We start from the raw sequence: 12173 nt of genomic DNA, 5'->3' as shown, positions 1-12173 counted from the left end.
TAAATCCGGCTCGGGGGGGCGGGGTTTTGTTTAACACACCCCGGCGGTCTAGCCCCCGCGCCAGGCGCGGCAGTTGCCGCAGCGGGTTGTGGCGTTCGATCTCCTGGCGCTGCTCCGCGTCGAAGATCGACGAGAGTCCCGGTGCGGGATCACGAGACCCTGACTGCGGCAGTGTCAGTGCGCTGAACGGCCAGTCCGAGCCGAAGACGATGTGGTCGCGGCCGGTGACGGCGAGGGTGCTCGCCATCGCCGCTGCCGATCCGCTCAGCGCGGTGTCGTAGTAGAAGTTCCCGATCTGGCGCTGGATGTCGAGCACCGACGGCCGAGGCAGATCCTGAGGCCACAGCTGACCGAGCACTGTCTGGATGGCGACCCCCACCCGCAGGGACAGAAACGGCAGAGTTCCGCCCGCGTGGGCGAGCTGGAACCGGATGCCCGGAAAGCGCTGCGTCATGCCTGTCGCCATCATCAAGGTGGCCGCTCTGGTGGTATCGAAGGTGAACTCCTCCAGGAAATCCGGCAGCGGCAGTTCGGGTTTGGCGTCTGCGGGAATGGCCGCCGGATGCACGAACACGTACGCGCCGCGTTGCGCGAGCACCGCCATCAGCGGTTCGAATCGCGGATCGCCCAGGTAGACACCGTCATAGGCGGACAGCAGCACGACACCATCGAGGTGCAGCTCGTCGAGGGCGTGGATCGCCTCGGCGATCGAGGCCGCGATGTCGGGCATCGGCAGCACCGCGAACGCACCGAATCGGGTCGGATGTGCCCGGAACAGCTGGGCCGCATAGGAATTGCAGTACCTGGCCATGTCGGCCGCCTCGGCACCGCGCAGGAACGATACACCGGGATCGGACACCGACAGTGCCTGCGCCTGGATGCCGTAGTAGTCCATGAACGCCAGGGCCTGCTCCGGCGACCAGTCCGGCGTCGGATAGCCACCGATCGTCACGTGGCCGTGCTCGAGCAGGGCCGCGCGGTAGTCCGGCGGCAGGAAATGCGCGTGCAGGTCGATGCGGTACGCCGAATCCGGCGCCGCGGACTGCTGCGCCCGCACCACCGCGGGCGCTGCCGCCGCCGCGACGATGCCGAGGGCTCCCGCCGCGAGCACGCTGCGGCGGCGCACCGGGGACGATGAGGGGCGAGTCGAGTCGGACACGGGTTCTCACTTTCCACTACGTCATATCTGATGATCTGGTCAGATATGATCTGGTCACTAATTCCGAGGGAGGAGTCCGATGGCCACCGAACCCGTTGTCCGCAACCGGGTCGATCGTCGCCGGGAGCGCACCCGCAACGCCCTGCTCGGGGCGGCGCGGAAGTTCTTGTCGGAGGGGCGTTACGCGGTGAGCATCCAGGAGATCACCGACGCCGCCGACGTCGGCTTCGGCTCCTTCTACAACCACTTCGAATCCAAGGAACAGCTGTTCGACGAGGCCGTGCGCTCGGTGCTGCGGGTCTACAGCGAGCTGCGCGACGAGATCGTCACCCGCTACGACGACCCGGCCGAGATCTTCGCGGTGAGCTTCCGGATGTCCGGCCGCATGCAGCGCCAGATCCCGGAGATGATCCGGGTGCTCCTGCATTCGGGCATGTCGGTGCTGCTGCACGAGGAGGGCCTGGTCCCACGCGCCCGCCGCGACATCATCGCCGCCCAGGAAGCGGGTCGTTTCGAGCCGATGAACCCGGAACTGGCGGTGATGGCCGCGGGCGGAGCGATGCTGGGGTTGTTGCAGTTGCTCGATGTCGATCCCGAAGCTGACGCCGGAGCCCTCGCCGACGAGATGACCTTGCACATGCTGCGCATGTTCGGCATGGACCAGTCCGCGGCCCAGCAGTTGATCGCCGGTCCGCTGCCCCCGCTGCCGCAACTCTGAGCTCACCGGCTGAGGTCGAGGGCGATATCGGCCAGCAGGTCTTCCTGTCCACCGACCAGACCGCGTCGGCCCGCCGCGGTCAGCAATGTGCGCACGTCGACTCCGTAGGTGGCCGAGGCCCTTTCGGCGTGCCGGAGGAAGCTCGAATACACCCCGGCGTAGCCCAGCGCGAGGGTCTCCCGGTCGACCCGGATCGGCCGGTCCATCAGTGGCCGGATCAGATCGTCGGCGGCATCGGTGAGGGCATCCAGCTGCGCGCCGTGCGTCCAGCCACTCAGGTCGGCGACCGCGGCGAACGCCTCCAGCGGCGTATTGCCCGCGCCCGCACCTAGTCCGGCCAGCGACGCGTCGACCCGGACGGCGCCCGCCTCGACCGCGACCACACTGTTGGCGACCGACAGCGACAGGTTCTCGTGCGCGTGGATTCCGATCTCGGTGTCCGGCTCCAGGACGTCGCGATAGGCGCGGACCCGGTCACGCACGTCGGCCATGGTCAGCCGCCCGCCCGAGTCGGTGACATAGACACAGTGCGCACCATAGGATTCCATGAGTTTCGCCTGTGCGGCGAGCCCCACGGGGGTGTTGCGGTGGCTCATCATCAGGAACCCGGACACGTCCATGCCGAGCTCGCGCGCGGCGGCGATGTGCTGGGCCGCGATATCGGCCTCGGTGCAGTGCGTCGCCACCCGGACCGACCGCACCCCGATCGCGTGCGCACGGCGCAGATCCTCGACCGTGCCGACACCCGGCAACACCAGGGTGGTGAGCCGGGCATGGGTGAGGGCGCCCGCCGCCGCCTCGAGCCAGGCCCAGTCGCTGTGACTACCGGGACCGTAGGTGAGACAGCCGCCGGACAGGCCGTCACCGTGGGCGACTTCCACCGCGTCCACGCCGGCGGCGTCGAGCGCGGCCGCCACCGTGGCGACGGTCTCCGGGGTGATGCGGTGGCGCAGCGCGTGCAGGCCGTCGCGCAGGGTCACGTCCTGCAGAAAGACCCGGGTCATCGCGCACCCGCCGGGCGGGTCGCGGCGATCCGTTCGGCGACGCGCAGCGCGGCCGAGGTCATGATGTCGAGGTTGCCGGCATAGGCGGGCAGATAGTGGGCGGCACCTTCGACCTCGAGGTAGACCGACACTTGATGAGTCACCTCGGCATCACCGGCGAGCGTGCGGGTGGGCACCTCCGGGTCCAACGCGGTGATCTGCACATCGTGTCGGAGCCGGTATCCAGGCACGTAGGCCGCCACCTGCTCCACCATCGCCACGATCGACTCCCGCACAGCCGCATGGACTTCCGGAGACGCGTCACCGATGAGGGCCAGCACGGTATCGCGCATGATCAGCGGCGGCTCGGCGGGATTGAGGACGATCAGCGCCCGGCCGCGCCGCGCACCGCCCACGGCGACGATCGCGGTCGAGGTGGTTTCGGTGAACTCGTCGATATTGGCGCGGGTACCCGGGCCGGCGGATCGCGAGGCGATCGAGGCGACGATCTCCGCGTAGGGCACCTCGGTGACGCGGGTGATCGCCGCGACGATCGGAATCGTCGCCTGCCCACCGCAGGTCACCATGTTCACGTCCGGCGCGTCGAGATGCTCGTCGAGGTTCACCGCGGGAACGACGAACGGGCCGATCGCCGCGGGCGTCAGATCGATCAGCCGTTTGCCGTGCGGTGCCAGGGCGGCGGCGTTGGCACGGTGTGCGGCGGCCGAGGTCGCGTCGAACACGATGCCGATCTCGTCGAATCCCGGCAACGCGAGCAGCCCGGCCACTCCGTCGGCTGTGGTCGGCACGCCGAGGCGGGCGGCTCTGGCCAGGCCGTCCGAGGCCGGATCGATCCCGACCATCGCGCCCAGCGTCAGCGTGTCGGACAGGCGCAGCACCTTGATCATCAGATCGGTGCCGATGTTGCCCGATCCGATGATCGCGACGGGTACGCGGTCGCTCATAGGGTGTCCTCCATGATCAGCTCGGCCGTGCCGAGTGTGGTTGCGTCGCAGACGAGTTCGCAGCGCACCTGGGCACCGGGCGGCAGTGGTGCCATCGGGCCGAGCGCACCGGACAAGACGATGTCCCCGGCACGCAGCGGGTCGCCGACCGCGCAGGCGGTCTCGGCCAGCCAGGCCAGCGCAGCCAGCGGATCGCCCAGGCACGCCGAACCCGTTCCGGTGGAGACGATCTCGCCGTCGATCGTCATGGTCATCACAACCTCGCGCGGCTCGAACGCGGCGAGATCGAGCCGTTCGACGCCGAGGACGAACCAGCCGCTCGAGGCGTTGTCCGCGACGGTGTCGGCGAAAGTGATGTCCCAGTCCGCGATCCGGCTGTCGACGATCTCGAGCGCGGCGGCCGCGTAGGCCACGGCCGTGCGCACACTGTGCGCGTCGAACGGGCCGGTGTCGAGGTCGGCGGCGAGGACGAACGCCAGTTCGGCCTCCACCTTGGGTTGCAGGAGCCGGGGGCGGTGCGCCACCGGCGTTCTCGTGACATCCATGTCCTGGAAAAGCACCCCGAAGTCCGGCTGGTCGACGCCGAGCTGACGTTGCACCGCGGGTGCCGTGAGCCCGACCTTGCGTCCGACGATCCGGGCGCCGTTCGCGAGCCTGCGTTCGGTGCCGAGACGCTGGACCGCGTAGGCCGTGTCGACACTGCCGGGCCCGAGAAGATCACGCACCGGACGGCTGGGCACGCCGGTCGCCGCGGCGCGGGCCAAACGCTCGGCGGCCGCCGCTATCGCGGCCGTGGTGGAAATACTGGTCATCGGACCTCCTCGGGAAGTTTCGCGGCGGCGGGAAGGGCGAGCTGCCTGCGCCATTCGGCCACCAGGTCTGTGCTTCGGCCGGGCGCCGCAACCCCGAACACGTAGCGATCAGGACGCAACAGCACGATCCCGCCCCGGCCCGCGCCGGATCGCCGCAGCCACCGGGTCAGCACGCCGGTGTGATCTTCGATGTCGGAGGTACCCACCGGGCGCCCGTCACCGGGCATGCCCTGGGGGCGGCCGCCGTGCGGGTAGACGGTGACGAACCGGGTGCCCAGCGCCCGCAGCGCCACCTGATCGTCCGCACTCAGCACCGTGAGCGGGTCGACGCCGGCGCCGAGCACCGCGAACCCGGTTCCCAGGACATCGTCGAGGCGGCAATGCCTGCCGTCGTAGCTGCGCACCTGCGGCTGCGGTGCGAGCGCGCCTTCGACGCCACCCCATCCGCGCCGCGGCAGACCCAGGTAGGCGCCTCGGCGGAAGCGCGGTGCCGGTTTCATCTTCGCGGCCTTGATCCACCCACCGAGTCCGGGCACCCGCAACGCGGTGACGATCGCCGCGTCCCGTGCCTTCGCCGCGACCGGGTTGCGCATCGAGACGAAGTTCTTCATCAGGACCGACAGGTCGATCATCGCTTGCGCGTGCGGTCGGCGCTCGGTCTCGTAGCTGTCCAGGATGCTGTGTGCCGCACCGTGTTCGATGATCGCGGCCAGTTTCCAGGCGAGGTTGTCGGCGTCGCGGACGCCGGAGTTCATCCCCTGACCGATGAATTGGGGCGTCATGTGGGCGGCGTCGCCGGCGAGCAGCACCCGCCCGACCCGCCAGCGATCGGCGACCACAGCGTTGAAGGTGTAGACCAGCTTGCGCAGCACCTCGACCTCGCCGGGATCGACGAACCGGGCGATGTGTCGGTGGACAGTGTCCGGGTCCTCCATCTCCTCCTTCGTCTGCGCTTCGCGCAGCATGAATTCGAAGCGGTGGTGGCCACCCGGCTGGGGGCACGACACGATCGGCAGCTCGGGGTCGCAGACGAAATCGAAGTACGGCAGGTGCCGGAAGGCGTCCACACCGTCCCTGGCCTTCAGGTCGACGACTAGCCATCGCTCCGGATAACTGGTGCCGCTCATCGGGATTCCCAGACGGGTGCGCACAACGCTGCGCCCACCGTCACAGCCGATCAGGAACTGGGCCCGGACCCGCTCAACTGTGCCCGGCGCGGACTCCGGGGCACGGTTGCCGTACCCGATGCCGTCGCAGGCGTGGTGTTCGATCTCGACGCCGGTCTCGTCCTGGTCGAAGCCGACCACTTCCCGGCCGCGCCGCACGTGCACCCGAGGATATCGCGTCAGCGCACGCTCGAGGGTGGTCTCCAGATACGGCTGGTAGAGGAAGTTGACGACCGGCCAGCCCAGCGGGCGCGCGGTCTGGTGGAACTGGGCCAGTGGGCGTCCGTCGCGGCGCACCCATTGCACCGTCGAGTCGTGGTTCATGTTCGCGGCCAGTTCGTCGGCGGCACCGGCGGTCTGGAAGACGCGCATGCCCTCGTCGTCGGTGTAGACCGCGCGGGCCAGGCCGTAGTACTCGGGTTCTCGTTCCAGCACGAGCACGCGCACGCCGCGACGGCCGAGCAGGTTGGCCAGCGTCAGTCCGGTCGGGCCGAGGCCGACCACCACTACGTCGTAGTCGGTCATCGGATCAGCCCTCCGCTGAGTTCGGGCACGGTCGCCTCCGGGATCGCCGCGTGGCGTAGCGCCTGCCGGAACTGCTCGAATTTCGTCAGGACCGTCGAGCCGACGGTGCTGTGGCCCCAGATGCTGATGCCCTGATAGGTGCTCGGCTCCCAGGTCGATTCGAGTTCGGGACCGATCACGACCGGGTTCCAGCCGACTTCCAGCTCGAAACCGGACGGGGTCACGCAGTAGTAGGACAGTTCCCGGTCGTTGGTGTGCTGACCGACCGACCACGCCATCGCGAAGCCGAGTTCGCGCACCCGTTGATAGGAGGCGAGCATGTCGTCCAACGACGCGGACTGGATGTTGATGTGCTGCACCCTGGTTCGGATCGGATCGATCCGGACACCGCGGATATCGGCGACGGCGATCGAGTGATGGCGCTCGTTCACCCGCAGGAACCGGATCTTCATCCGCAGACCCGCGACGTTCTCGTCGATGTAGTCGGTCAACCGGGAGTCGAATACCGTGCGGTAGTACCCGCGCACCGCCTCCGGCCGCCGCGACAGGATCGCCACATGCCCCATCCCCGCGTCACCGGTCACCCATCCGGTGCTCAGCATCCGCAGTGGTTCGGGAGTGGTCACCGCGACCGTGAAGATCTCCTGGACAAGGCCTTTCGGGCCGGGGAACCGCCACAGCCGTTCCACCCCGCGCAGCGCGGCTTCCTCGGCGGTGCCCTCGATGACGGGCACGCCGCGGTCGGCCACGCGGGCCACGACGCGATCGAACGCCTCGTGGTTGTCGACGTGCCAGCCCATCGCCGTGACGTCTTCCGCGGGACCGCGCCGCACGAGGAACCGGCAGGTGCGATCGTCGAGCCGGAACCGCAGCGTTGTGCCGTCGAGGGTATCGACGTGCAGGCCGATCGCGTCCGCGCCGAAACGCCGCCACTGCGCGGTCCGGTTCGACTCCACGACGAGGTATCCCAGGTGGACGTCGCCGAAGACGGAGTCCACGTCTGCCCGCGCGTTCACGACCGGGCCGCCAGGAAGGTCGAGGCGAGGGAGTTGAACAACTCCGCGCGTTCCCATTGCACCCAGTGGCCCGTGTCGGCGGCCAGGTAGAGGTCGCAGTGCGGCATCGTCTCCGCCAGCATCCGGCCGCCCGCGGGCCGGTTGACCCTGTCCTGCGCGCCCCAGATCACCAGCGTCGGCTGGGTGACCTCGCGCAACCGCTGGTCGCGGGTGAGGTCCATGCGCCACAGCGTGCGCGGCGCCGACGGTCCGGACGGGCGCCGCAACGGCGGGTTCGCCACGACGGCGGGGTCGATGCTTGCCCGGAAACGCTCCTCGATCACCTCGTCGGTGATGCCACTGGCGTCGAATACCAGGTAGTCGCGCAGGAATTCGGCCAGCTTCTCCCGGCTCGGCCCGGTTCCGCCGTAGTAGGCGAGCAGCGCGCTCAGCCCTTTCGTCGGCAACGCGCGGGTGGTGCCGATGCCGCCCGGCCCGAGCAGGACCAGCCGATCCACCGTCGCGGGGCGGTCCATGGCCAACCGCAACGCCGCCGCGCCGCCATAGGAATTGCCGATCAGGTGCGCGGAGGCGATGCCGAGTTCGTCGAGCAGACCACCGACCGCCGCGGCCAGGTCGCCGAACGGATCGGACTGGTCGATCCGCTTTGTCGACCGCCCGTATCCCGGCAGGTCCGGCACGATCACCCGGAACTGCCGGGCCAGCTGTTCGATATTGCGCGCGTAGTTCGACAGGCCCGACGCGCCGGGGCCGCCGCCGTGCAGCAGCACCACCGCGGGACCGGCACCGGCCTCGCTGCAGAAGATCTCTCGGTCACCGACCCGGACGGTCTGCCCCGGCCCGACGATCTCGCCAATGGTTGTCACAGGTACCTCCATGTCGTTACTGATGAAATCATCAATCACGACGGAAGTATCTGTCAAGGAGTTTCTGACGATATCGTCAAAAACGTGTCGGCGTGCGCCCAGCCGGGCGGTCCCACGGTGGGGTCAGCGGTGGTGCATCGACTCCTCGTTGTCGTAGCCGAGGGTGACGTCGTGGGTGATCTCGCCGCGGGTCACCGACACCTGGCTGGCGACCGGCGGATAGCCGCGCGCCACGACCGTGTACTCGCCTTCCGGCAGGTCGGGGACCAGGTACTGGCCCTGCTCGTCGGTGCGGGTGGTGGCCGCCGGGTCGCCGCCCGCGTCGAGGACGGTGATCTGGACATCGGCGACTGGGCGGTCGCCGTCGACCCAGGCCGAGCCGATCAGGATGGCCATCGGCTCGAGATCGATGTCGTGGTGCAGCGAGCCCGTCTCCGGCACGGTCAGCGCGACCGCGGACGGGCGCATATGGTCGGCGACCGCGACCAGCGTGTACGTGCCGCTCACGACATCGCGGCACACGTATACGCCGTCCTCCCCGGTAATCGCCGCACCGACGACGTCACCTTCGGGATCGGTGAGGGTCACGGTCGCGCCGAACAGCGGTTCGCCGCGCCGCGCCGACCGCACGGTGCCGGTGAGTTCGCCGGCCCCGGTGAGCATCAGGTCGACATGCAGCGCCCGCTCCCCCAGTGACACGCTCACCGCCTCCGGCTGGTGGCCCGCCGCGGCGGCGATGAGGACATAGTTCCCCGGCTGCGGCGCCGCGATGACATAGGCGCCGTCGGCGTCGCCGTTGCCGCGCGCCACCTGATGACCGTGCTGGTCGATCAGGGTGAGGATGGCCGCGGGCACCGGGCGCGCGTCGTCGCGACGCAACAGCCCCGCGATGACCCGGCCGGTGGCGGCGGGCCGCAGGTGATCGACCATCTCGTGCGCGTCGTGCAGGCTCACGTCGCGCAGCAGTGTGCCGTCCGAGCCCTCCCCGGGCACCGGATCATCGCGCAGCGGAATCTCTTTCATGAACACCAGCACCAGGCACGCCACGATCGCGAGATCGGCGGCGAGCAGGAACACGCCCTGCATCGCGTCGGTGAAGCCCGCCAGGATCGGCATCCGCAACTCGTCGGGCAGGGCGGCGATGCCGGAGGTATCCCGTTGCAGCGCGTCCAGACCCGCCGCGTCGAGACCGGCGGGCAGGCTGCCGCCGAACGCGGACAGGATCGATCCGGGCAACCGATCGAACAGGACGGTGAGGAACACCGCGACACCCAGGGTGCCGCCCAACTGCCGGAAGAAGGTCGCCGCGGCGGTCGAGACCCCCATCTCGGTGTTGGGCACGGCGTTCTGCGCGGCGATGATCAGCGTCTGCATGCAGCCACCGAGGCCGAAACCCATGATCGCGCTGTAGGCGAGCGGCTGCCACAACGGGCCGTCGTCGCCGACGTGGGCGAACAGGGCACAGCCGATCGCCAGGATCAGCGCGCCGAGCACCGGCAGCACCTTGTACCGCCCGCTGGCCTTGGTGATCAGCCCCGACAGCTGCGCGCCGACCATGATGCCCAGCACCAGCGGCAGCATCAGCAGCCCCGCCTCGGTCGGCGAGAAACCCCGCACGACCTGCAGATACTGCGGAACCATGGTGATCGCGCCGAACATCGCGACACCGACAAGGAAACCGCCGAGGATGGCGATGCTGAAGGTCGGACTGCGGAACAACCGCAGCGGGATCAGCGCCGCGTCCTTCATGAAGAACTCGACGATCAGGAACAGCAGCAGCCCGCCCGCGCCGATGCCGTAGCAGAGCAACGACTTCGGCGAGGTCCAGCCCCACACCCGGCCTTGCTCGGCCACGATCAGCAACGGCACGACAGCGACGACGAGGGTGAGCGCGCCGAGCCAGTCGATCCGGCTGCGCCTGCGCGTGTGCCCCACATTCAGTACCCGAGCGACAACCAGGAACGCCAGCACGCCGACCGGCACGTTCACCAGGAACACCCAGCGCCAGCCCTCGATCCCGCCGAGGCTCTCGTAGTCGGACAGGAACCCGCCGACCACCGGGCCCAGCACCGTCGCGATGCCGAACACCATGAGGAAATACCCCTGGTAGCGGACCCGTTCGCGGGCGGGCACGATATCGCCGACGATGGTGAACGCCAGCGACATCAGCCCGCCCGCGCCCAGTCCCTGGAAGGCGCGGCAGGCGGCCAGCTGGTACATCGTCGTCGCGAAGCAGCAGGCCGCCGAGCCGATGACGAACAGGGCGATCGCCAGCAGATAGAACGGTTTGCGCCCGTAGATGTCGGCCAGCTTGCCGTAGAGCGGCGTGGTGACGGTGGCGGTGATCAGGTATGCCGTTGTCGCCCATGCCTGTTCGTCGAAGCCGTCGAGACTGTTCGCGATCCGCACGATCGCGACGCTGACGATGTTCTGGTCGAGCGCGGCGAGGAAGACCCCGAGTAGCAGGCCGGACAGAATCGTGAGTGTCTGGCGGTGCGTGAGGCGTGGTTCGGCAACGACGGTATCGGTCATGGAAAAGCCCTGGTTCTGATCGGCTGGCAAGTGGGGGTCGATCACGCGGCCCACACGAGGGCCGACAACCCCGCTGCGAGGAAAACTTTGCGCCGCGGGTGGAACTCTTCATGCACTGGTGCGCAGAGCTTACCCACGTCGAATACGCCGCCGTCAACGAGGGATCAAGTGACCGTTCATTTCGCACCGAATCGATAGGCGGCGGCGATCAGAACTGCCAGTTCGCCGATCGCGTGCCCCGGCCACTGAATGCACGACGACCAGGTGGTTCCAGCGCGAGCGGCCGACCTGATTCACCCGGTACACCGGTGGTCGCGCTATTTCCTCGTCGATCGCGAGCATGATCTGGACGGTGCCTTGGGGATTGCGGCCGGTGATGTTGTAGAGCGATACCCACGCGAACTTGCGCGCGAGGCCGAAGGTGATCTGCGATGCCACCGACAGTTCCGCCGGACCGTTGGCCGCGATCAATTCCCGCAGCACGGTGAAGATCTCGAGAGAATGCGGTTTGCCCGCGAAGAAGTTCGCGATCGCGTCCTCGACGGAATCGCTCATCGCCCAGCGACCGCGCTCGGTGTGGTGAGTCGTTCGGCCAAGGCGCACAACGTTTCCGAACATCCGGCGCCGATTCGCACGGTGGCCAGGTCATCGCCGCGGGTGCCGCCGCGGTTGATGATCACCACCGGCACACCGTTTTTCGCGGCGCGCCGCACGAAGCGCAGGCCCGACATCACTGTCAGCGATGATCCGGCGACAAGCAGTGCCTGCGCGTCGTCGACCAGGTCGAAGGCCGCGGCCACCCGGTCGGCGGGCACGGATTCACCGAAGTAGACGATGTCGGGTTTGAGCATGCCGCCGCAGGTCGCGCAGTCGAGCATGCGGAAACGGGCGGTGTCGGTCACCACCGCGTCCGCGTCGGGGGCGACTTCGATTCCTGTCGCCGAAACGTCTTCTGCGAAACCGGGATTCGCTTCCTCCAGGCGCTCGGCCAGCGTCATGCGCGAGATCATCGTGGGGCAGCGCAGACAGCACACCCGCGCGTAGGTGCCGTGCAGGTCGATCACGCGGCGCGCGCCCGCCTTGGTGTGCAGGAGGTCCACGTTCTGGGTGATCACGCCGGAGACCACCCCGGCGCGTTCCAGCTCGGCGACGGCCCGGTGTCCCCGATTCGGGCGCGCGGCGTCCATCCGCCGCCAGCCCAGGTGATTGCGGGCCCAGTAGCGCTGCCGGAACTCGGCGTCGCCGACGAACTGCTGGTAGGTCATCGGGTTGCGCGGTGGCGAATCCGGGCCGCGATAGTCGGGGATACCGCTGTCGGTGCTCAGGCCCGCTCCGGAGATCACCACGAGGCGGGGCCCGGCCCGCAGGCCGGCCGGGCGCGCCAGCGCGGGCGCGGGGGGGGGCGGGGGGGGGGGGACCAGATATACACAG

The 12173-nt window shown here is 68.9% G+C and carries 11 protein-coding genes; 1 reads left to right on the top strand and 10 read right to left on the bottom strand.

The genetic code is table 11. The features are described from left to right. Positions 1-1159: amidohydrolase family protein (locus ACFWPJ_RS12705; protein ID WP_378850268.1), on the bottom strand; the 1159-nt coding region annotated here is incomplete at its 3' end. Between the two features lie 79 nt (positions 1160-1238). Here ACFWPJ_RS12705 and ACFWPJ_RS12700 point away from each other — a divergent pair. Continuing rightward, positions 1239-1877, top strand: a complete 639-nt coding sequence (locus ACFWPJ_RS12700) for a TetR/AcrR family transcriptional regulator (RefSeq protein WP_378850266.1) — start codon at positions 1239-1241, stop codon at positions 1875-1877. Between the two features lie 2 nt (positions 1878-1879). On the opposite strand, the gene dmpG is transcribed toward ACFWPJ_RS12700, so the two are convergent. From dmpG to ACFWPJ_RS12655, 9 genes are all read right to left on the bottom strand, one after another. Further along, entirely contained in the window at positions 1880-2881 is a 1002-nt protein-coding gene (dmpG, locus tag ACFWPJ_RS12695) for a 4-hydroxy-2-oxovalerate aldolase (protein WP_378850263.1), read from the bottom strand. Continuing rightward, on the bottom strand, positions 2878-3825 hold the full coding sequence (locus tag ACFWPJ_RS12690) for an acetaldehyde dehydrogenase (acetylating) (RefSeq protein ID WP_378850260.1): 948 nt from the start codon (positions 3823-3825) through the stop codon (positions 2878-2880). The genes dmpG and ACFWPJ_RS12690 overlap by 4 nt, the downstream gene beginning before the upstream one ends. Further along, complete coding sequence (locus tag ACFWPJ_RS12685) at positions 3822-4637, bottom strand: 2-keto-4-pentenoate hydratase (protein WP_378850257.1); 816 nt, start codon at positions 4635-4637, stop codon at positions 3822-3824. The genes ACFWPJ_RS12690 and ACFWPJ_RS12685 overlap by 4 nt, the downstream gene beginning before the upstream one ends. Then, positions 4634-6328 carry a bifunctional 3-(3-hydroxy-phenyl)propionate/3-hydroxycinnamic acid hydroxylase gene (locus tag ACFWPJ_RS12680; RefSeq protein ID WP_378850254.1) on the bottom strand — a complete coding sequence of 565 codons (1695 nt, stop codon included), beginning with the start codon at positions 6326-6328 and terminating at the stop codon, positions 4634-4636. The genes ACFWPJ_RS12685 and ACFWPJ_RS12680 overlap by 4 nt, the downstream gene beginning before the upstream one ends. Further along, entirely contained in the window at positions 6325-7344 is a 1020-nt protein-coding gene (locus ACFWPJ_RS12675) for a VOC family protein (RefSeq protein ID WP_378850251.1), read from the bottom strand. Before ACFWPJ_RS12675 ends, ACFWPJ_RS12680 begins: the two co-directional genes overlap by 4 nt. Further along, complete coding sequence (locus tag ACFWPJ_RS12670) at positions 7341-8222, bottom strand: alpha/beta fold hydrolase (RefSeq protein WP_378850274.1); 882 nt, start codon at positions 8220-8222, stop codon at positions 7341-7343. Before ACFWPJ_RS12670 ends, ACFWPJ_RS12675 begins: the two co-directional genes overlap by 4 nt. Positions 8223-8333: 111 nt before the next feature. Then, positions 8334-10742 carry an MFS transporter gene (locus ACFWPJ_RS12665; RefSeq protein WP_378850249.1) on the bottom strand — a complete coding sequence of 803 codons (2409 nt, stop codon included), beginning with the start codon at positions 10740-10742 and terminating at the stop codon, positions 8334-8336. A gap of 153 nt (positions 10743-10895) precedes the next feature. After that, positions 10896-11297: a DUF5655 domain-containing protein gene (locus ACFWPJ_RS12660; protein ID WP_378850246.1), complete on the bottom strand. Its 402-nt coding sequence runs from the start codon at positions 11295-11297 to the stop codon at positions 10896-10898. After that, positions 11294-12127, bottom strand: coding sequence for an NAD-dependent protein deacetylase (locus tag ACFWPJ_RS12655; RefSeq protein ID WP_378850271.1), 834 nt, complete (start codon positions 12125-12127; stop codon positions 11294-11296). Before ACFWPJ_RS12655 ends, ACFWPJ_RS12660 begins: the two co-directional genes overlap by 4 nt. Between the last annotated feature and the right edge of the window lie 46 nt (positions 12128-12173).

This window comes from Nocardia sp. NPDC058497, from assembly GCF_042720195.1.
Classification (GTDB): domain Bacteria; phylum Actinomycetota; class Actinomycetes; order Mycobacteriales; family Mycobacteriaceae; genus Nocardia.
This window is presented reverse-complemented; position numbering and strand designations above follow the sequence as displayed.